30 protein-coding genes are annotated in these 19,085 nt (G+C 69.2%); 1 reads left to right on the top strand and 29 read right to left on the bottom strand.

Going from position 1 to position 19,085, the window contains the following annotated elements; genetic code table 11:
- Nucleotide 1: 1 nt before the first annotated feature.
- Genes IE246_RS21255 through IE246_RS21230 form a run of 6 tightly spaced genes read right to left on the bottom strand, consistent with a single transcriptional unit; the run spans nt 2 to nt 5,670 of the window.
- Nucleotides 2-673 carry an HAD-IA family hydrolase gene (locus IE246_RS21255; protein WP_189993410.1) on the bottom strand — a complete coding sequence of 224 codons (672 nt, stop codon included), beginning with the start codon at nt 671-673 and terminating at the stop codon, nt 2-4.
- Nucleotides 674-677: 4 nt separating this feature from the next.
- Nucleotides 678-1,685, bottom strand: coding sequence for an RluA family pseudouridine synthase (locus IE246_RS21250; protein WP_189993408.1), 1,008 nt, complete (start codon nt 1,683-1,685; stop codon nt 678-680).
- Nucleotides 1,682-2,062 carry a fluoride efflux transporter CrcB gene (gene crcB / locus IE246_RS21245; protein ID WP_189993406.1) on the bottom strand — a complete coding sequence of 127 codons (381 nt, stop codon included), beginning with the start codon at nt 2,060-2,062 and terminating at the stop codon, nt 1,682-1,684. Before crcB ends, IE246_RS21250 begins: the two co-directional genes overlap by 4 nt.
- Entirely contained in the window at nt 2,059-2,946 is an 888-nt protein-coding gene (locus IE246_RS21240; RefSeq protein ID WP_189993404.1) for a hypothetical protein, read from the bottom strand. Before IE246_RS21240 ends, crcB begins: the two co-directional genes overlap by 4 nt.
- Nucleotides 2,943-4,235 carry a replication-associated recombination protein A gene (locus tag IE246_RS21235; RefSeq protein WP_189993402.1) on the bottom strand — a complete coding sequence of 431 codons (1,293 nt, stop codon included), beginning with the start codon at nt 4,233-4,235 and terminating at the stop codon, nt 2,943-2,945. Before IE246_RS21235 ends, IE246_RS21240 begins: the two co-directional genes overlap by 4 nt.
- Nucleotides 4,236-4,245: 10 nt before the next feature.
- Nucleotides 4,246-5,670: a DegQ family serine endoprotease gene (locus tag IE246_RS21230; RefSeq protein ID WP_189993400.1), complete on the bottom strand. Its 1,425-nt coding sequence runs from the start codon at nt 5,668-5,670 to the stop codon at nt 4,246-4,248.
- 143 nt (nt 5,671-5,813) lie between these two features.
- Between IE246_RS21230 and IE246_RS21225 the strand changes: the two genes are divergently transcribed.
- Nucleotides 5,814-6,932 carry a hypothetical protein gene (locus IE246_RS21225; protein WP_189993398.1) on the top strand — a complete coding sequence of 373 codons (1,119 nt, stop codon included), beginning with the start codon at nt 5,814-5,816 and terminating at the stop codon, nt 6,930-6,932.
- 133 nt (nt 6,933-7,065) lie between these two features.
- On the opposite strand, the gene rplQ is transcribed toward IE246_RS21225, so the two are convergent.
- From rplQ to rplB, 23 genes are all read right to left on the bottom strand, one after another.
- Nucleotides 7,066-7,506 (bottom strand): 50S ribosomal protein L17, encoded by a 441-nt coding sequence (gene rplQ, locus IE246_RS21220; protein WP_189993396.1) that lies wholly within the window; start codon nt 7,504-7,506, stop codon nt 7,066-7,068.
- Nucleotides 7,507-7,537: 31 nt separating this feature from the next.
- On the bottom strand, nt 7,538-8,554 hold the full coding sequence (locus IE246_RS21215; RefSeq protein ID WP_189993394.1) for a DNA-directed RNA polymerase subunit alpha: 1,017 nt from the start codon (nt 8,552-8,554) through the stop codon (nt 7,538-7,540).
- A gap of 102 nt (nt 8,555-8,656) precedes the next feature.
- Complete coding sequence (gene rpsK, locus IE246_RS21210; protein ID WP_189993392.1) at nt 8,657-9,052, bottom strand: 30S ribosomal protein S11; 396 nt, start codon at nt 9,050-9,052, stop codon at nt 8,657-8,659.
- A gap of 97 nt (nt 9,053-9,149) precedes the next feature.
- A complete protein-coding gene (rpsM, locus tag IE246_RS21205) occupies nt 9,150-9,518 on the bottom strand; it encodes a 30S ribosomal protein S13 (protein WP_189993389.1) in 369 nt (122 codons plus the stop codon).
- 174 nt (nt 9,519-9,692) lie between these two features.
- Complete coding sequence (locus IE246_RS21200) at nt 9,693-10,253, bottom strand: adenylate kinase (RefSeq protein WP_189993387.1); 561 nt, start codon at nt 10,251-10,253, stop codon at nt 9,693-9,695.
- Nucleotides 10,250-11,593 carry a preprotein translocase subunit SecY gene (gene secY / locus IE246_RS21195; RefSeq protein WP_189993384.1) on the bottom strand — a complete coding sequence of 448 codons (1,344 nt, stop codon included), beginning with the start codon at nt 11,591-11,593 and terminating at the stop codon, nt 10,250-10,252. The genes IE246_RS21200 and secY overlap by 4 nt, the downstream gene beginning before the upstream one ends.
- Before the next feature lie 52 nt (nt 11,594-11,645).
- Entirely contained in the window at nt 11,646-12,122 is a 477-nt protein-coding gene (gene rplO, locus IE246_RS21190) for a 50S ribosomal protein L15 (RefSeq protein ID WP_189993382.1), read from the bottom strand.
- A 55-nt stretch (nt 12,123-12,177) separates the two neighbouring features.
- On the bottom strand, nt 12,178-12,372 hold the full coding sequence (gene rpmD, locus IE246_RS21185; RefSeq protein ID WP_189993380.1) for a 50S ribosomal protein L30: 195 nt from the start codon (nt 12,370-12,372) through the stop codon (nt 12,178-12,180).
- A gap of 27 nt (nt 12,373-12,399) precedes the next feature.
- On the bottom strand, nt 12,400-12,972 hold the full coding sequence (rpsE, locus tag IE246_RS21180) for a 30S ribosomal protein S5 (protein WP_189993378.1): 573 nt from the start codon (nt 12,970-12,972) through the stop codon (nt 12,400-12,402).
- Nucleotides 12,973-12,983: 11 nt separating this feature from the next.
- Nucleotides 12,984-13,346 (bottom strand): 50S ribosomal protein L18, encoded by a 363-nt coding sequence (gene rplR, locus IE246_RS21175; protein WP_189993376.1) that lies wholly within the window; start codon nt 13,344-13,346, stop codon nt 12,984-12,986.
- Nucleotides 13,347-13,358: 12 nt separating this feature from the next.
- Nucleotides 13,359-13,892: a 50S ribosomal protein L6 gene (gene rplF / locus IE246_RS21170; protein ID WP_189993374.1), complete on the bottom strand. Its 534-nt coding sequence runs from the start codon at nt 13,890-13,892 to the stop codon at nt 13,359-13,361.
- Between the two features lie 12 nt (nt 13,893-13,904).
- The gene (gene rpsH, locus IE246_RS21165; protein WP_189993372.1) at nt 13,905-14,303 is read right to left on the bottom strand and encodes a 30S ribosomal protein S8; all 399 of its coding nucleotides are present in this window, start codon (nt 14,301-14,303) and stop codon (nt 13,905-13,907) included.
- Between the two features lie 16 nt (nt 14,304-14,319).
- On the bottom strand, nt 14,320-14,625 hold the full coding sequence (gene rpsN / locus IE246_RS21160; RefSeq protein ID WP_189993370.1) for a 30S ribosomal protein S14: 306 nt from the start codon (nt 14,623-14,625) through the stop codon (nt 14,320-14,322).
- 17 nt (nt 14,626-14,642) lie between these two features.
- Nucleotides 14,643-15,182, bottom strand: a complete 540-nt coding sequence (gene rplE / locus IE246_RS21155; protein ID WP_189993368.1) for a 50S ribosomal protein L5 — start codon at nt 15,180-15,182, stop codon at nt 14,643-14,645.
- A gap of 22 nt (nt 15,183-15,204) precedes the next feature.
- On the bottom strand, nt 15,205-15,522 hold the full coding sequence (rplX, locus tag IE246_RS21150; protein ID WP_189993366.1) for a 50S ribosomal protein L24: 318 nt from the start codon (nt 15,520-15,522) through the stop codon (nt 15,205-15,207).
- Entirely contained in the window at nt 15,522-15,890 is a 369-nt protein-coding gene (gene rplN / locus IE246_RS21145; protein WP_007678316.1) for a 50S ribosomal protein L14, read from the bottom strand. Before rplN ends, rplX begins: the two co-directional genes overlap by 1 nt.
- 23 nt (nt 15,891-15,913) lie before the next feature.
- A complete protein-coding gene (gene rpsQ / locus IE246_RS21140) occupies nt 15,914-16,168 on the bottom strand; it encodes a 30S ribosomal protein S17 (RefSeq protein WP_189993364.1) in 255 nt (84 codons plus the stop codon).
- A 29-nt stretch (nt 16,169-16,197) separates the two neighbouring features.
- Nucleotides 16,198-16,410, bottom strand: coding sequence for a 50S ribosomal protein L29 (gene rpmC, locus IE246_RS21135; protein WP_189993362.1), 213 nt, complete (start codon nt 16,408-16,410; stop codon nt 16,198-16,200).
- A gap of 20 nt (nt 16,411-16,430) precedes the next feature.
- Nucleotides 16,431-16,844 carry a 50S ribosomal protein L16 gene (rplP, locus tag IE246_RS21130; RefSeq protein WP_189993360.1) on the bottom strand — a complete coding sequence of 138 codons (414 nt, stop codon included), beginning with the start codon at nt 16,842-16,844 and terminating at the stop codon, nt 16,431-16,433.
- Nucleotides 16,845-16,870: 26 nt separating this feature from the next.
- Nucleotides 16,871-17,572: a 30S ribosomal protein S3 gene (rpsC, locus tag IE246_RS21125; protein WP_189993358.1), complete on the bottom strand. Its 702-nt coding sequence runs from the start codon at nt 17,570-17,572 to the stop codon at nt 16,871-16,873.
- Nucleotides 17,572-17,952: a 50S ribosomal protein L22 gene (gene rplV / locus IE246_RS21120; RefSeq protein ID WP_189993356.1), complete on the bottom strand. Its 381-nt coding sequence runs from the start codon at nt 17,950-17,952 to the stop codon at nt 17,572-17,574. Before rplV ends, rpsC begins: the two co-directional genes overlap by 1 nt.
- 19 nt (nt 17,953-17,971) lie before the next feature.
- A complete protein-coding gene (rpsS, locus tag IE246_RS21115) occupies nt 17,972-18,247 on the bottom strand; it encodes a 30S ribosomal protein S19 (protein ID WP_189993354.1) in 276 nt (91 codons plus the stop codon).
- A gap of 11 nt (nt 18,248-18,258) precedes the next feature.
- Complete coding sequence (gene rplB, locus IE246_RS21110) at nt 18,259-19,083, bottom strand: 50S ribosomal protein L2 (protein ID WP_189993352.1); 825 nt, start codon at nt 19,081-19,083, stop codon at nt 18,259-18,261.
- Nucleotides 19,084-19,085: the final 2 nt, after the last annotated feature.

Below are 19,085 nucleotides of genomic sequence, written 5' to 3'. Positions count from 1 at the left end.
TTCAGACCGGGACCAGCCGGTCCGCCGCTCCCAGGAGATCCTCGAAGCGGTCGATCACCGCGGCCGGGCGCTCGGTCTCCAGCAGCGCGAGGTCATGATAGCCCCAGGTGACCGCGATGCCCGCAACCCGGGCGCGGCGCGCCATGCCCATGTCGAACACGGTGTCGCCGACCATCACCGCCCGGCCGGGGCTGGACCCGGCCTCGCGGACAGCGTCCAGCAGCAGCGTCGGGTCCGGCTTGCCCGGACCGTCGTCGGCCGACTTCAGCACCACGAAACGCGCCAGCAGGCCGTGCGCGTCGAGCACGTCGTGCAGGCCGCGCCGGCCCTTGCCGGTGACCACCGCCAGCAGCCAGCCGGCCTCCTCCAGCGCGTCGAGCGCGGCCCGGGCGCCGGGCATCAGCGGCTCGGCGGCGCTGTCGGCCTCCTTGGCGTCGAAATAGGCGTCGCGATAGGCCTGCCCGACCCGCTCGAGCTGCAGCCCGCGGACCTGCGGCGCCAGCTGGCGGATCGCCTGGTCGAGCGGTAGGCCGACCACCTCGCGGACCTTCGCCGCACTCGCCGGCGGCAGGCCTTCGGCGCGGAACGCGCTGCTCATCGCCGCCACGATGTGGTGCTGGCTGTCGATCAGCGTCCCGTCCAGGTCCAGGGCGCAGAGCCTGAGGTCGCTCATCGACTCACTCCTCGAACGGCTCGAACGGGTCGCGGCCGGCCGCTTCGTCGAGACCGAAGAACTTCCAGGACCGTTTCATGTGGTCGTCCAGCGGTGCTGTGATCTCCAGCGGTCGGCCGCCCCCGCTGTTGCCATCCATGCCGGGGATCCGGATGGCGCGGGCGTGCAGGTGCAGCTTGCGGCTGACCCCCTCGCCCTGCAGGAACGCGTCCGCCCCGCCGTACTTGCCGTCGCCGAGGATCGGCGTGCCGAGCTCGGCCATGTGGACGCGCAGCTGGTGGGTGCGCCCGGTCACCGGGAACAGCGCCACCCAGGTGACCTTGCCGCCCAGCCGCTCGACGATGGCGTAGCGGGTCACGGCGCGCTTGCCGGTCTCCGGGTCGATCGCCATCTTCTCGCCGGCCCGTCCGGGCAGCTTGGCGATGGCGCCCTCGATGGTGCCGGCCGACGGCCGCGGCTCGCCGACCACCAGCGCCCAGTAGATCTTCATCGCCGACTTGGCGCGGAACGCCTCGGCGAGCCGCCGCGCCGCCTGCTGGCTGCGGCCCAGCAGCAGGACGCCGGAGGTGTCCTTGTCGAGCCGGTGCACCAGCCGCGGCCGCTCCCTGGCGTCGAACTTCAGCCCGTCCAGCGCGCCGTCGACATGGCTGGTAATGCCGGAGCCGCCCTGGGTCGCGAGCCCGGCCGGCTTGTTGATCGCCAGCACGTCGCGGTCGCGGTACAGCACCGCCCGCTTCAGGCGCTCGACCAGTTCGTCGTCGACCTTCGGCGCCGCCCGGGCCGGCCTGACCTCCGGTGCCGGCGCCTCGTCCATCGGCGGGATCCGGACCGACTGACCGGCCTCCAGGCGCTGGTTGGCCTTCGCGCGCTTGCCGTCGACCCGGACCTGGCCGGTGCGCAGCAGCTTGGCCAGGTGTCCGTGACCGACGCCCGGGAAATGCCGCTTGAACCAGCGGTCCAGCCGCTGGTCGGCGTCGTCGGGCTCGACCACCCGGGTCTCGACCGTCTTCATGCCAGCACCTGCCTGACCGCCCAGAGCCCGGCGAACAGCGCCAGGATCGACAACGCCGTGGACGCGGCCACGTAGACCGCCGTGGCCCCCGCCTCACCGCGCTCCCACAGCACTGCGACGTCGAGGGCGAAACTGGAGAAGGTGGTGAAGGCGCCGAGGGTTCCGACCGCCAGGAACGCCCGCATCTCGGGCGTCAGGAACTGCCGCAGCGCCCCGGCCTCGATCAGCGCGCCCATCAGGAACGAGCCACCCACGTTGACGGCCAACGTTCCCCACGGGAAGCCGTGGCCTGCGAGATGGCTGATCCAGCCGATTGACTTGTAGCGGGCAACGGCACCGATGGCACCGCCGAGCGCGACCGCGAGAAGCATCTTCATGGCGCGCCCGGATTAGCCGACTCCACGCCGAATATCCAGCCTTCCCGCCGCGACGCCGGCTCGGATGCCGGTGCCGACCACACGCCGGGCGCGCTCGCGAGATGCCGGAGCGCCGCCGCCGACAGTACGGCGTCGGCCTTGTCCTCGGTATCCAGCGGCGGGCCGGCATAGGCGGCGCTGCCATGGGCGGCGAGCACCGCGTCGACGTCGGCCGGCCGCTCGTACAGGCGGCCCGGGTTCACCCCGGCACGCCGCACGTACAGCCTGGGGAAGATCTCGACGACCGTCAGGGCGGCCGGAGCCTCGAACGGCCAGACCGCGGCCCGCTCGGCGAGACGGTGCAGCAGCCGCATCCCGGCCAGCGACCCGGTCCCGACATTGGCCGCCGAGAAGCACTTGAACACCGGGTGCGGCCAAGTGATCGCACCGCAGGCCAGCTCGGTCCGCCGGCGCCGCTCGACGAAGCCTTCGGGACGCGGCCCGGCCCGCCAGTAGTGGTGCGCCACCGGCGATCCGGCCTCGTACAGCGCGCCGCCGTACAGATCCTCGCGGCCGGCCGCGTGACGCTCGACGAAGGCCCACAGCTCGTCGGCCGTCGCCGGCCCGCCCTCCAGGCCCGGGAAATACGCTCCCGCGTCCTGGTGGGCGTAGGCGAAGGCGAAGTCGAAGCCGGCCAGCAGCCGCTCGCCGGTCCGCCGGCGGTCGAGGATGTGCTCGAGGACGTCGGCGCGGCACCACAGCCCGCCGGGCCGCGGCCCGTCGACCAGCCGCGGCGCCCGGCTCCCCGGCTCGCAACGGGCGACCCGGATCCCCTTCAGCGTGCGGCTCTTCGATCCCGACCAGTCGATCCCGAGAAAGGCGTCGAACCCGGGCGGAACGGTCATTCCTCGCCCCGGCGTTTCGCCCGCAGCCGATCGAAGTAGTCGAGCCGCTTGCGGATCTCGCGCTCGAACCCGCGCTCGACCGGGTTGTAGAACCGCTGCCGTGGCATGCCCTCGGGGAAGTAGTCCTGGCCCGAGAAGCCTTCCTCGGCATCGTGGTCGTAGGCGTAGCCGGCGCCGTAGCCGATGTCCTGCATCAGCCTGGTCGGGGCGTTCAGGATGTGGGCCGGCGGCATCAGCGAGCCGGTCTGGCGGGCCGCCCGCGCCGCCGCCCCGTGCGCCTTGTAGGCGGCGTTCGACTTCGGCGCGGTCGCCAGGAACACCACGAGCTGGCTGATCGCCAGGTCGCCCTCCGGCGAGCCGAGCCGGTCGTAGGTCTCCCAGCAGGCGATCGCCTGGGCCACCGCCTGCGGCTCGGCGAGGCCGACGTCCTCGACCGCGAACCGGGTCAGCCGGCGCAGGATGTAGGCCGGGTCCTCGCCGCCCGCCAGCATGCGGGCCAGCCAGTACAGTCCGGCATCCGGATCGGAGCCGCGCAGCGATTTGTGCAGCGCGCTGATCAGGTTGTAGTGCTCCTCGCGGTCCTTGTCGTAGACCGGTGCCCGGCGATGCACGTTGGCCGCCACCCCGGCGGCGTCGAGCGGCGCCTTCGGCTGCAACGCGAACACCTCTTCCGCCAGGTTCAGCAGGAACCGGCCGTCGCCGTCGGCCATCGCCCGCAGCGCCGCCCTTCCGTCCTCGGTGACCGGCAGCTTGCGACCCTCGGTCGCCTCGGCACGGGCCAGCAGCTTCTCCAGGGCGGCGTCGTCCAGCCGGCGCAGCACGAACACTTGGGCCCGCGACAGCAATGCGGCGTTCAGCTCGAAGGACGGGTTCTCGGTGGTCGCCCCGACCAGGGTGATGGTGCCGTCCTCGACCACCGGCAGGAAGCCGTCCTGCTGGGCCCGGTTGAAGCGGTGCACCTCGTCGACGAACAGCAGGGTGCCGCGGCCGCCGGCCCGCCGCCCGCGCGCCGCCTCGAACTGCTTCTTCAGGTCGGCGACGCCGGAGAACACCGCCGACAGCGGCACGAACTCCAGGTCGGTGTGCTCGGCCAGCAACCGGGCGATGGTGGTCTTGCCGCAGCCCGGCGGTCCCCACAGGATGCACGATGCCAGCCGGCCCTTGGCCAACATCCGGCCGATCGGCCCCTCGGGACCGAGCAGATGGTCCTGCCCGACCACTTCGTCGATGCGGTTGGGGCGAAGCCGGTCGGCGAGCGGCCGCGGCGCCTGGGTCTCGAACAGGCTCATGGACGGCAGTCTAGCCCTGCACGCGGGTCGTGAGCACGCGGTCGTCGCGACGGATCGACAGGGTCCACGAGCCCTGCGCGCTGTTGAGCGCCCGGTCCAGGGTGTTCACCCGGTCGATCGGCCGGTCGTTGACCGAGACCACCAGGTCGCCGCGCCGCAGCCCCAGCCGTTCCGCCGGCGAACCGCGGGCCGTGCCCAGCACCACCACGCCGCGGGCCAGTTCGTCGAAGCCCTCCTCGATCGCGAAGGCCGGCGACATGTTCGCCACCCTGGCCCCGGCCATCGGGCTTCGCCCCGTCAGGTCGCTGACGTTCGGCGACGGCTCCGCCTGCGGCGCCTCCATCGGCAGCCGGGCGGTGAACACCCGGCCGTTGCGCATCGCCTGGAGGGTGATGGTCTCCCCCGGCTTCCGGGTCCCGACCCGATAGCGCAGGGTCCCGGCGTCGCTGACCTCGCGCTCGTCGACCTCGAGGATGACGTCGCCGGTGCGCAGCCCGGCCCGGGCCGCCGGACCGCCCGGATAGACGTCGCCGATCAGCGCCCCGACCGGCCGGTCCAGGCCGAGCCCCTGCGCCAAGTCCGTGGTCACCGTCTGGGTGCGCGCCCCCAGCCACGGCCGCACGATCTTCCCGCTCTTGGCGGCGCGCAGCACCGTCGCCACCATGTTCGACGGGATCGCGAAGCCGATGCCGACCGACCCGGCCGCGCCGCCGCGCTGGTTCGAGAAGATCGCCGTGTTGACCCCGACCAGGCGCCCGTCCATCCCGATCAGCGCGCCGCCCGAGTTGCCCGGGTTGATCGACGCGTCGGTCTGGATGAAGAAGCTGTAGTCGGTGATGCCGACATTGGTGCGTGCCAGCGCAGAGACGATGCCCATGGTCACGGTCTGGCCGACGCCGAACGGGTTGCCGATCGCCAGGACGATGTCGCCCACCTCCAGGTCGTCGGAATCGCGCATGGCGACCGCCGGCAGGTCCTCGTCGCCGGCCTCGATCTTCAGCACCGCCAGGTCGGTCTTCGGGTCGGCGAGCAGCAGCCTGGCCGGGAACTCCCGCCGGTCGGCCAGCACGACGGTGATCTCGTCGGCCTTCTCCACCACGTGGTTGTTGGTCACCACGATGCCCGCGGGGTCAACGAGAACCCCCGAGCCGAGCGAGTTCGCCTCGCGCCGCCGCTCCGGCAGCTTCGGCATCATGTCGCCGAAGAACCGCTTGAAGAACGGATCCTCGAACAAAGGCGACAGGCCCGGCCGCTCGGTGACGGTGGCCCGGCTGTAGACGTTGACCACTGCCGGGCCGACCTTGCGCACCAGCGGCGCGAACGACAGGTCGATCTCGGACCGCGACTGCGGAACCCGGTCCGCCTGGACCGGCGCGGCGCCGGCGACCACCAGAGCGAGCAACAGACCGAACGTCGATAGCGCTCGAACGAGCATTGCCTTCATCCCTGCGAACTGAACGTCGGACGCCGGTTGATGCGGCGCCCCGCTGTGCTACCGTTTCCATCTAGGAAGAACGGTCGACATACCAAGGTGGGGCAGGACGCCTCACCGCGCGAGATCGGGGGGCCCAGGTGACGATGCCGGGGCGACACCACAATGCGATCGACGCGGCTCGCCGCGCCGCCCATATCATAGCGTCTCACGGCGGGCCGGAGGGAGACCTCGCCACGGCACAGGCCGCGTTCGAGACGCTTCGGACCATCACCGCGGAGCACCCGGACGAGCCCGAACTGACCCGCGTCGCGGTGTGCGGAGCCGTGCGGCTGGCAGCGGCCGGCCGTAGTGGAAACGACATCGCGACGGTACGGCGCGCCCACGCCTTCCTCGGCACGCTCGCCGAGTCCCGGCCGGACAACCCGCTGCCCCGGCGCGCTTACGCGGAGGCCTCCGTCGACCTGATCTCGGCCGAGGCGCAACGCCACGGGCTGAGCGCCGCGCTCGACGTCTATCGCCGTGTCACGCTGCTCGGCGAAGCCAACAGCGACGACGCCGAGTTGGCCGCGATCCGCGCCAAGGCGGCGGCCAACCTGGTCGCGCTGGCCCTGGAGGCCGATCGACCGCTCGACGCACGCCGAGCCCTGGCTGACCTCGCCCGCCTGGAAGCCGAGCAGCCGGCCGCCCTGATGGTGCGCCAGCAGCACGCCCGCGGCGTGTTCAACCGGCTGGCCCATGCCGCCCGCCGCGCCCCGCCGGGCGAAGCCCGCGCGGCGCTCGACGCGCTGATCGACGCCGTGCACCGGACACCCGGGCACCTGGAAATCGCCGAGTTCGCCGCCGAAGGCGCCTTCACCCTGGTGACCGGCCTCGGCACCCGCGGCCACCTGGCGGCGGCCCGCGAGGCCTACGATGCGCTCGGCGACCTGTCCCGGCTGCCGGAAAGCGGACGCGGCGCTACCGGCCGCCTGGCCGACGCGGCCTTCAACCTGATTACCGATCTCTGCCAGTCCGGCGATCTGGCCGCGGCCCAGCTGATCTACGACGAGCTCGCCGGCCTCTCGGTCGCCCATGACCAGGACCCTGCCATTCGGCTGGCGCAGGCGAAAGGCGCGGCCAACCTCGCGCTCAGCCACCAGCACGCCGGGGACAGCGCCGCCGCCGGCGTGATCGCCGACGACCTGCGGGCGCTGCTGCTCGCACACCCGGACGACGCCGGCCTGTTCCAGATCGCCGCCTTCCTGGACGAGGCCACCGACTGAACGGCGCACCGCAAGCCCACGCCCCGCAGGCCCACGCCCCGCAAGCCCACAACCTGCCCGCCGACGGTCCCCGAACGCGAAACGGGCGGCCCGAAAGCCGCCCGCCGTACTCTCGCCGGTAGCCACGCCGCGGTCAGATCGCCGCCGGCATCGCCCCCGAAACATCCTCGACCTCGGTCGCCTGGGTCGGCCCCGAGTCCTGGCCGCGCGCATCCTCGTCGCGATCGACCAGCTCGATCACCGCCATGGCCGCGGCGTCGCCGTAGCGGAACCCGGCCTTCAGCACCCGGGTGTAGCCGCCCTGGCGGTCCTTGTAGCGATCGGCCAGGACCTCGAACAGCTTCCTGGTCATCGCCTCGTCGCGCAGCCGGGCATAGGCCAGCCGGCGGGCGTGCAGGTCGCCCCGCTTCGCCAGGGTGATCATCTTCTCCACGATCGGCCGCAGTTCCTTGGCCTTCGGCAGCGTGGTGACGATCTGCTCGTGCTTGATCAGGGCCGCCGCCATGTTCTTGAACATGGCCTGGCGGTGGCTCGACGTGCGGTGCAGCTTGCGGCCGCTGTTGCCGTGACGCATCTCTCAGTCTCCTCGGTCTCGCGCCGCCGCCTCAGTACGGCTCTTCCAAACGCTTGGCCAGCTCTTCGATGTTCTCGGGCGGCCAGTTCGCAATCTCCATGCCCAGCGACAGCCCCATCGAGGCCAGAACCTCCTTGATCTCGTTGAGGCTCTTGCGCCCGAAGTTCGGGGTCCGCAGCATCTCGGGCTCGGTCTTCTGCACCAGATCGCCGATGTACACGATGTTGTCGTTCTTCAGGCAGTTCGCCGAACGGACCGACAGCTCGAGTTCGTCGACCTTGCGCAGCAGGTTCTTGTTGAACGGTAGGTCGTGGGCTTCCTCGGCCTCGGCGCGCTGGGTCGGCTCCTCGAAGTTCACGAACAGCTGCAGCTGGTCCTGCAGGATGCGCGCGGCGTACGCGACCGCATCCTCCGGGGTCAGCGAGCCGTCGGTCTCGACGGTCATCGACAGCTTGTCGTAGTCGGTGACCTGGCCGACGCGGGTGTTCTCGACCTTGTAGGCCACCTGGCGCACCGGGCTGAACACCGCGTCCACCGGGATCAGGCCGATCGGCGCGTCCTCCGGCCGGTTGGCGCTCGCCGGGACGTAGCCCTTGCCGGTCTCGACCGTCAGTTCCATCGACAGGGTCGCGTCCCGGTCCAGCGTGCAGATCACGTGGTTCGGGTTCATGACCTCGATGTCCGACACGGTCTCGATCATGCCGGCGGTCACCTCGCCCGGTCCCTCGGCCCGCAGCCGCATCTTCTTGGGGCCCTCGCCGTGCATCCGGATGGCGACCGACTTGATGTTCAGAACGATGTCGGTCACGTCCTCGCGGACGCCCGCCACGCTCGAGAACTCGTGCAGCACGCCGTCGATCTGGATGGCGGTGATCGCGGCCCCCTGCAGCGACGACAGCAGGATACGGCGCAGCGCGTTGCCAAGGGTCAGGCCGAAACCGCGCTCGAGCGGCTCGGCGACGACGGTCGCCGTCCGCTTCGGGTCGTAGCCCGGCTGGATGTCGAGCTTGCTCGGCTTGATCAGGGCCTGCCAGTTTTTCTGAATCACGGCTGGAACCTCATTCTCGAACGGCGATCCCCGCCGCGGCCAGAAGGCCGGTCGGCGGGGTCGGATACGGGGTCCGGGGATCCGGATCCCCGGAAGACTTCGTCAGACCCGGCGACGCTTGCGCGGGCGGCAGCCGTTGTGCGGGATCGGGGTGACGTCGCGGATCGCCGTGACATGGAAGCCGACGGCCTGCAGCGCCCGAAGCGCCGACTCGCGCCCCGAGCCCGGGCCCGACACCTCGACCTCGAGGGTTTTCATGCCGTGCTCCGCGGCCTTGCGCCCGGCGTCCTCGGCCGCCACCTGCGCGGCGTACGGGGTCGACTTGCGCGAACCCTTGAACCCCATGGTCCCGGCCGACGACCACGAAATGGCATTGCCCTGCGCGTCGGTGATGGTGATCATGGTGTTGTTGAAAGACGCATTCACGTGGGCGACGCCCGACGTGATGTTCTTCTTCTCGCGACGGCGCAGGCGGGCCTGGGTCGGTTGCTTCGCCATGGTCTTCGGTCCTCTTCACACACCCGGCGGCGTGACGCGCCGCGGGCGATATTCCCTGGATGCGCCGGCCCGGCGGGCCGGCTCGGCCTGGGGCCGCTTACTTCTTCTTGCCGGCGATCGCCTTCGCCGGGCCCTTGCGGGTCCGGGCGTTGGTGTGGGTTCGCTGGCCACGAACCGGCAGCCCCTTGCGGTGGCGCAGGCCGCGGTAGCAGCCCAGGTCCATCAGCCGCTTGATGCTCATGGCGGTCTGGCGGCGCAGGTCACCCTCGACCACCAGGTCGGCGTCGATGGTCTCGCGCAGCCGCGCCAACTCGTCCTCGGTCAGCTCGTGCACCCGGCGCTCCGCCGGAATACCGACGGCGCTGCAGATCCGGGCGGCCGTGGTCTGGCCGATGCCGTGAATGTAGGTCAATGCGATCACGACGCGCTTTTGCGTCGGGATGTTCACGCCAGAAATGCGCGCCACACCGTCTCTCCTCGTCCTCTACCGGAACCGCCGCACGCCGAACGCGGACCGTACGACCAGCCTCAGCCCGTCGCAGCAGCCCGCACTCCACACCCGCTTGTCCAGGGGCGCGGATTATAGGCGAGAGCGGTCCCAAGTCAACCGAACCGCAACACTATTTCGACGCCGTCGAACTCAGCCGAGAATGGCCTTCAACTGGCCAGTCACGTCGTCCATCGACGCCATTCCATCGACCGTCTTCAGGGCACCCTTCCCGCTGTAGTACGGGATGATCGGCGCCGTCTGCCGACGGTATACATCCATGCGCTTGCGCAGCGTCTCCTCGTTGTCGTCGCTGCGCCCTTCCTCGGCGGCGCGCTTCAGGATCCGCGCCACCATCGCATCTTCGTCGACCCGGAACTCGATCACGTGCTCGATCGCCAGGCCCTTGTCCGCAAGCATGGCATCGAGCGCCTCGGCCTGTGCCACCGTCCGCGGAAAACCGTCCAGGATGAAGCCGTTCTTGCAGTCCGGCTGGTCGACCCGCTCCGAGATCATCTGCACCATCACCGAATCGGGCACCAACTCGCCCGCATCCATGATGCGCTTCGCCTGCTGCCCCAGCTCGGACCCGGACGACACCGCCTCGCGCAGCATCTCGCCGGTCGACAGCTGGCGAATCCCGTAGGTCTCCTCGAGCCGCTTCGCCTGCGTGCCCTTGCCGGCCCCCGGCGGTCCCAGAAGGATCAGGTTCATCCGCGCCTCCCCCGGATTTTGGACTTCTTGATCAGCCCTTCGTACTGATGCGCGAGGAGGTGCGACTGGATCTGGGTCACGGTGTCCATCGTGACGGTGACCACGATCAGCAGGCTGGTGCCGCCGAAGTAGAACGGCACCGAGTACTGGCTGATCAGGATCTCCGGCAGGATGCACACCCCGGCCAGATACGCGGCACCCACCACCGTCAGTCGGGTCAGCACGAAGTCAAGGTAGTCGGCGGTGTTCTTGCCCGGCCGGATGCCCGGCACGAAGCCCCCGTACTTGCGCAGGTTCTCGGCCGTCTCCTGCGGGTTGAACACGATCGCCGTATAGAAGAAGGCGAAGAACACGATCAGCGCGATATACAGCGCGATGTACAGCGGCTGGCCATGACCGAGCAGCGCCGTGACGGTGCCCAGCCACTCCGGCCCACTGCCGGCCGACATCTGCGCGACCGTGATCGGCATCAGCAGCAGCGAGCTCGCGAAGATCGGCGGGATCACCCCCGACACGTTCAGCTTCAGCGGCAGGTGCGAACTCTCGCCGCCGAACATCCGGTTCCCCACCTGGCGCTTGGGATACTGCACCAGGATCCGGCGCTGCGACCGCTCGATGAAGCAGATGAACGCGATGACGCCGACCGCCATCACCAGCAGCAGCAGGATGAACAGCGTGGACAGCGCCCCGGTGCGCCCCAGCTCAAGGGTGCCGGCAAGCGCCGAGGGCAGATTGGCGACGATGCCCGAGAAGATGATCAGCGAAATCCCGTTGCCGACGCCGCGGGCCGTAATCTGCTCGCCGAGCCACATCAGGAAGATGGTGCCGCCGACCAGGGTAATCACCGTGGTCAGCCGGAAGAACAGCCCCGGGTCGATGACCGCCAGCCCGCGCGGGCCCTGCAGGCTCTCCATGCCGGTGGCGATGCCGTAGGCCTGGACCGCGGCCAGCAGCACCGTCAGGTAGCGGGTGTACTGGTTGATCTTCTTGCGCCCGACCTCGCCCTCCTTCTTGAGGGCCTCCAGGTTCGGACTGACCGCCGTCATCAGCTGCATGATGATGGCCGCCGAGATGTACGGCATGATGTTCAGCGCGAAGATCGACATCCGCCCGAGCGCGCCGCCCGAGAACATGTCGAACATGCCGATGATCCCGCCGGAGTTCTGGCGGAAGATCTCCTGCAGCGCCACCGGGTCGATGCCCGGCAGCGGGATGTAGGTGCCGAGGCGGTACACCACCAGCGCGGCCAGGGTGAACCAGATGCGCTTCTTGAGTTCGGTCGCCTTGCCGAAGGCACCGAGGCTCATCTGCGAGGCGAGCTGTTCGGCACTGGAGGCCATCGCTTGATCCTAGTTCCGGTGGCGCGGTCGCCCGGACGATCCGGGCGCCCGATCAGGACTCGGCCGTCGCTCCCGCCGGCAGCACGACACTGCCGCCCGCCTTCTCGACCGCCGCGACCGCCGCCTTGGAGGCGCCGGCCACATGGATCTCTACCTTGGACGTCAGGTCGCCCTTCGCAAGCAGCCGGACGCCGTCCTTGGCGTCCTTGACCACGCCGGCGGCGACCAGCGCCGCCCCGGTGATCGGCTGGCCGGCATCGACCTTACCCGCCTCGATGGCGGCCTGCAGGCGGCCGAGGTTGATCACCCCGTACTGCTTGCGGAACAGGTTGGTGAACCCGCGCTTCGGCAGGCGGCGGTAGATCGGCATCTGCCCGCCCTCGAAGCCGTTGATCGCCACGCCACGGCGGGCCTTCTGGCCCTTGTGGCCCTTGCCGCTGGTCTTGCCGAGACCGGAACCGGTACCGCGGCCCACGCGCTTGCGCGGGCTGGTCGCGCCCGGATTGTCGGACAGCTCGTTAAGTCGCATCGCTTCAGTCCTCAGCCTGGCACGCCGGCGTTCCGGCGCGCGTCATTCCTGGCGTTCAGCCCTGCTCCACGACCTGGACCAGGTGCTTCACCTTGTCGATCATGCCCCGCACCGCCGGCGTGTCCTCCAGCGTACGGGTACGGTTCAGCTTGCCCAGCCCAAGACCGACCAGGGTCGCCCGCTGGTCCTTCTTGCGGCCCAGGCCGCTGCGGATCTGCTGCACCGTCACGGTGCCCTTGCTCTCAGCCATCGTCCCGTCTCCGTCCGCCCGACGACCTTACTCGGTCGCCGCCGCCTCGGCGGCATCGCCCTGCGGCGCCCGCCCGAAAATCTCAGCGACCTTCTTGCCGCGCTTGCTGGCGATCGCGCGCGGCGACTGCACGTTGGTCAGGGCGTCGAACGTCGCCTTGATCATGTTGTGCGGGTTCGAGGTGCCGAGCGACTTGGCGACGACGTCGTGCACGCCGAGCGCCTCGAAGATCGCGCGCATCGGGCCGCCGGCGATGATGCCGGTACCAGCCGGCGCCGCCCGCAGGGTCACCCGACCGGCACCGAATCGACCGTTGATGTCGTGGTGCAGGGTGCGGCCCTCGCGCAGCGGCACGCGGATCATCGACCGCTTGGCGGCCTCGGTCGCCTTGCGGATCGCCTCAGGCACCTCGCGCGCCTTGCCGGCGCCATGCCCGACCCGGCCACGCTGGTCGCCGACCACGACGATCGCCGCAAAGCCGAACCGGCGCCCGCCCTTCACCACCTTGGCGACGCGGTTGATGCCGACCAGCTTCTCGACCAGCTCCGATTCCTCGCGATCGCGATCGCGGCCCCGGTCCTGCCTGTCGTTACGTGCCATCGTCCGGCCCCTTAAAACTTCAAACCAGCGTCACGCGCGGCGTCGGCCAGAGCCTTCACCCGCCCGTGATAGATGTAGCCGCCGCGGTCGAACACGACCTCGTCGAGACCCGCCGCCTTGGCGCGCTCGGCGACCAGCTTGCCGACCTCCTCCGCCGCCGACTTGTCGGCGCCGGTCTTGATCCGGCCCTTCAGGTCCTTGTCGAGCGAGCTCGCGGCGACCAGCGTGCGGCCCTCGGCGTCGTCGATGACCTGCGCGTAGATGTGCTTCGACGATCGGAACACCGACAGACGCGGCCGGCCGTTCGCCTTGCGACGCAGCTGCGCGCGGTTGCGCATCTGCCGACGCTTGAAGAGTTCTTTCGAGGAGAGCATGTCCCCCACTCCTTACTTCTTCTTGCCTTCCTTGCGCAGGATGGTCTCGGTGGCGTACTTAACGCCCTTGCCCTTGAACGGCTCCGGCGGACGGAAGGCACGGATCTCCGAGGCGATCTGACCGACGCGCTGCTTGTCCGCACCGCTGATCTCGATCGCCGTCGGGCGCTCGCACTTCATGGTGATCCCCTCGGGGATCGGGTAGCGAACCGGGTGGCTGAAGCCGAGCGACAGCACCAGGTCCTTGCCCTCGACGGCGGCACGATAGCCGACGCCGTTGATCTCGAGGTTCACCGTGAAGCCCGTGGAGACGCCGGTCACCAGGTTGTTCACCAGGGCCCGGGTCGTGCCCCACAGCGCACGCGCCTTCTTGGAGTCCTTCGTCGGCTTGACGGTGACGAGGTTGCCCTCGACCGTCACCTCGACGTCGGAGGTGATCGGCGCCGACAGCTGACCCAGCTTGCCCTTCGCCGTCACCGTGTCGTTCGCGATCTCGACGGACACGCCGTCCGGGATCGCGACAGGATACTTGCCTACCCGCGACATCGTCGCCTCCGATCAGAATACCTGGCAGAGGACTTCGCCGCCGACATTGGCCGCACGCGCCTCGTTGTCCGACATCACGCCGCGCGGCGTCGACAGGATCGCGATGCCCAGGCCGTTGTAGACCCGCGGCAGATCCTTGATCTTCGCATACACCCGACGCCCAGGCCGCGACACCCGGCGGATCTCGCGGATCACCGGCTCGCCTTCCTGGTACTTCAGTTCGATGGTCACCTCGGATACGCCCGGACGAACCTCGCCGGTCGAGTAGCCGCGAATGAACCCTTCGCGCTTCAGGACCTCGAGCACATTCGAACGCAGCTTCGAGGCAGGGCTAATCACGACCTGCTTCCGGGCGCTCTGCCCGTTGCGGATCCGAGTCAGCATGTCCCCGAGAGGATCGCTCAACGCCATGGACCGTCCTCCTTCCTCACCAGCTCGACTTGACCACGCCCGGGATCTGTCCGGTCGAGCCGAGGTCGCGCAACGCGATGCGCGAAATCTTGAACTTGCGATAGACGCCGCGCGGGCGGCCGGTCAGCTCGCAGCGATTGCGGACGCGGATCTTGGCACCGTTGCGCGGCAGCTTGGCCAGCTTGACGGTCGCCAGGAACCGCTCTTCGATCGGGACCGACTTGTCCTTGGCAACCGCCTTCAGCCGCTCACGCTTCGCAGCCTGCTGCGCCGCGAGCTTGGCCCGGCGGTTGTTCTTCTCGATCGAGCTCTTCTTCGCCATTCCGTCCTCCGGTCCCGTCAGTTGACGAACGGGAACTGGAAGCGCTTGAGCAGCTCGCGCGCCTCGTCGTCCGTCTTCGCCGTGGTGACCACGATGATGTCCATGCCCCGGATTGTATCGACCTTGTCGTAGTCGATTTCCGGGAACACGATCTGCTCCTTGACGCCCATCGCGTAGTTCCCGCGGCCGTCGAAGCTCTTCGGGTTCAGGCCGCGGAAGTCACGCACCCGCGGCAGGGCGATGTTCACCAGGCGATCCAGGAACTCGAACATCCGGTCCCGACGCAGGGTCACCTTCACGCCGATCGGCATGCCTTCGCGCAGCTTGAAGCCGGCGATCGACTTCTTGGCGCGGGTGACCACCGGCTTCTGGCCGGAAATCCGGGTCAGCTCCTCGACGGCGGCATTGATCCGCTTGGAATCCTGCACCGCCTCGCCGACGCCCATGTTGATGACGATCTTGTCGAGGCGCGGAACCTCGAAAAGATTCGAATATCCGAACTGGGACATCAGTTCCGGCCGGATCTTCGTGTCGTAAATCTCTCGCAACCGAGCCATGGTCCGTTCTCCGTCTCTCGGCTCAGGCGTCAATGACTTCGCCGGAACGCTTGGCGACGCGCACTTTGCGGCCGTCGTCCAGCACCTTGAAGCCGACGCGGGTGGGCTCGCCCGTCTTCGGGTCCGCGAGCATGACGTTGGACAGGTCGAGCGGCGCTTCGCGCTCGATGATGCCCCCCTGCTGGGTCTGCGACGGCCGGGTATGGCGCTTCACCAGGTTCACGCCCTGGACCAGCACGCGGCCCTCCTTCGGCAGAACGCCCAGCACCTCGCCGGACTTGCCCTTGTCGCGGCCGGTGGTCACCACCACACGGTCGCCCTTCTTGACGCGCGCGGCCATTACAGAACCTCCGGTGCGAGCGAGATGATCTTCATGAACTTCTTGGCCCGCAGCTCACGCGTCACCGGGCCGAAGATACGGGTCCCGATCGGCTCGCCCTGCTTGTTGATCAGCACGGCCGCGTTGCGGTCGAAGCGGATCGCCGAGCCGTCCTGACGGCGCAGTTCCTTCGCGGTGCGCACGATCACGGCGCGGTGCACGTCGCCCTTCTTGACGCGGCCCCGCGGGATCGCCTCCTTGACCGACACGACGATGACGTCGCCGATCGACGCGACCTTGCGCTTGGACCCGCCGAGCACCTTGATGCACTGCACCCTCCGTGCGCCGGAATTGTCGGCGACCTCGAGGTTCGTCTGCATCTGGATCATGGTCTTGGTCTCCTAAAACCGGCTCAGGCGTTGTCGGCCGTTGCCGTGTCCTCGTAGAGGACCTCGAAACGCTTCGACTTGGAAATCGGCCGGCACTCGACGATCCGGACCGTATCGCCCTGCTTGAAGCGGTTCTCGGGATCGTGTGCCGAAAACTTCTTCGAACGGGTGATGAACTTCTTGTACAGCGGGTGCATCACCCGCCGCTGGACGGTCACGACCACCGTCTTGTCGCCCTTGTCGCTGACGACGGTGCCCTGCAGAACTCGCCTCGGCATCGCTTTCTCCTAACCCTCGTCCGTCCGCCTCAGGCCGAGGCCGCGGCGCGCGTCTTCTCGCCCATGATGGTCTTCACCTTGGCGATCTCGCGCCGCACCTGCCGCATGCGGTCGGTGTTCTCGAGCTGCCCGTTCGCCCTCTGGAAGCGCAGATTGAAATGCTCCCGGCGCAGCTGCAGCAGCTGCTCCTTGAGCTGGTCCGGCGTCTTGGTACGCAGGTCCTGGGCCACTTTGTTCGCCATAACTCGATCCTCCAGCCCGCTCACTCGCCGAGACGCGTCACGAACCGGGTGTCGACCGGCAGCTTCATGGCGGCGAGGCGGAACGCCTCCTCGGCCAGGTCGCGCGGCACGCCATCCAGCTCGAACATGATCCGGCCCGGCTTCACGCGGCACACCCAGAACTCAGGCGAGCCCTTGCCCTTGCCCATGCGGACCTCGGCCGGCTTGCTCGACACCGGGACGTCCGGGAAGATCCGGATCCACACCCGGCCGACGCGGCGGATGTGACGGGTGATCGCCCGCCGGGCCGCCTCGATCTGCCGAGCGGTCACCCGCGCCGGCGTCGTCGCCTTCAGGCCGTACGCGCCGAAGTTCAGCGCGGTGCCGCCCTTGGCCAGGCCGTGGATGCGGCCCTTGAATGCCTTGCGGTACTTGGTGCGCTTCGGGGACAGCATGTCTCAGTCTCCTCTCGCTCCGACCGTCAGCGCCGGTCGCCGTGGCCGCCGTGGCCGCCCGGCTGCTGCTCGGCGAGCCGCTTGTCCTGCGCCATCGGGTCGTGCGCCATGATCTCGCCCTTGAACACCCAGACCTTGACGCCGCAGGTGCCGTAGGTGGTGAAGGCGGTCGCCTCGCCGTAGTCGATGTCGGCGCGCAGCGTGTGCAGCGGCACGCGACCCTCGCGGTACCACTCGGTCCGGGCGATCTCGGCGCCGCCGAGACGGCCGCCGCAGGTGATCCGGATGCCCTGGGCGCCGAGCCGCATGGCCGACTGCACGGCCCGCTTCATGGCACGGCGGAACGCCACCCGGCGCTCCAGCTGCTGGGCGATGTTCTCGGCCACCAGCTTGGCGTCGATCTCCGGCTTGCGGATCTCGACGATGTTCAGCGCCACGTCGGTGCCGGTCATCTTCGAGAGGTCCTGGCGGAGCTTCTCGATGTCCGAGCCCTTCTTGCCGATCACCACGCCCGGGCGGGCGGTGTAGATGGTGATGCGCGCCCGCTTGGCCGGCCGCTCGATCACGATCCGGCTGACGCCGGCCTGCCGCAGCCGCTTCTGCAGGTACTTCCGCAGCATCAGGTCCTCGTGCAGCAGGGCCGCATAGCCCTTCGCCGCGAACCAGCGCGAGTCCCACGTGCGGTTGATGCCGAGCCGCAGCCCGATCGGATTGACTTTGTGACCCATCAGCTCTGCTCCTCCCGCTCGCGCACCACCACGGTGAGGTGCGAGAACGGCTTCTCGATCCGACCGACACGACCGCGGGCCCGCGGACGGAAGCGCCGCATCCGCATGCTCTTGCCGACGTAGGCCTCCTTCACGTAGAGGCGGTCGACGTCGAGCTGGTGGTTGTTCTCGGCGTTGGCGATCGCCGACTCCAGGGCCTTCTTCACGGCACCGGCGATCCGGCGCTTCGAGAAGGTCAGGGAGGCGATCGCCTTCGACGCGTCCAGACCGCGGATGGTCTGAGCCACCAGGTTCAGCTTCTGAGCGCTGACCCGGAGATTGTGCACGACGGCCTGAGCCTCGTTGTCTCCGAGCCGCCGAGCGGTAGCCTGCTTACCCATAGCCTGTTCCTCTCCGCGCTCAGCGCCGCGACTTCTTGTCGGCGGCGTGCCCGTAGTAGGTGCGGGTCGGCGCGAACTCGCCGAACTTGTGACCGACCATGTTCTCGCTCACCAGCACCGGCACGAACTTCTGGCCGTTGTGCACCCCGAAGGTCAGGCCGACGAACTGCGGCATGATCGTCGAGCGGCGCGCCCAGATCTTGATGACCTCGTTGCGACCGGACGCACGCGCCTTGTCGGCCTTCTTCATGAGGTAACCGTCGACGAACGGTCCCTTCCATACGGATCGAGCCACCGTCGTTCTCCTTACTTCTTCCGACGCCGCACGATCAGGCGGTCGGTCGCCTTGTTGCTGCGCGTCTTCTTGCCCTTGGTCGGCTTGCCCCACGGGGTGACCGGATGACGGCCGCCCGAGGTCCGGCCCTCGCCACCGCCGTGCGGATGGTCGACCGGGTTCATGGCGACGCCGCGGACCGCCGGGCGCTTGCCCAGCCAGCGATTGCGGCCGGCCTTGCCGAGGTTGATGTTCTGCTGGTCCGGGTTCGACACCGCACCGATCGTCGCCATGCACTCGCTGCGAACCATCCGGACCTCGCCGGAAGCGAGGCGCAGCAGAGCGTAGCCCGCGTCGCGGCCGACGATCTGGACGTAGGTGCCGGCGGACCGCGCCATCTGGCCGCCCTTGCCCGGCTTCAGCTCGACGTTGTGCACGATCGTGCCGATCGGAATGCTGCGCAGCGGCATCGCGTTGCCCGGCTTCACGTCGACCCGCTCGCCCGCGACCACCTTGTCGCCGGCGCCGAGACGCTGCGGAGCCAGGATGTAGGCCTGCTCGCCGTCCTCGTAGGTCACCAGCGCGATGAACGCGGTCCGGTTCGGGTCGTACTCGAGCCGCTCGACCGTGCCGACCACGTCGAACTTGCGGCGCTTGAAGTCGACCAGCCGGTAGCTCTGCTTGTGCCCGCCGCCGCGACGGCGCGCGGTGACGCGCCCGGTGTTGTTGCGGCCGGCCTTCTTGGTCAGGCCCTCGGTCAGCTTCTTGACCGGCTTGCCCTTCCAGAGCTCGGACCGGTCGACGATGACCAGCTGACGCTGCGACGGCGTCGTCGGGTTGTAGCTCTTCAACGCCATGG

The sequence above is a fragment of the Thalassobaculum fulvum genome (assembly GCF_014652915.1).
In the GTDB taxonomy this organism is placed as follows: Bacteria; Pseudomonadota; Alphaproteobacteria; order Thalassobaculales; family Thalassobaculaceae; genus Thalassobaculum_A; species Thalassobaculum_A fulvum.
The sequence above is the reverse complement of the archived record's forward strand: the minus strand, read 5'-3'. Positions and strand labels throughout refer to the sequence as shown.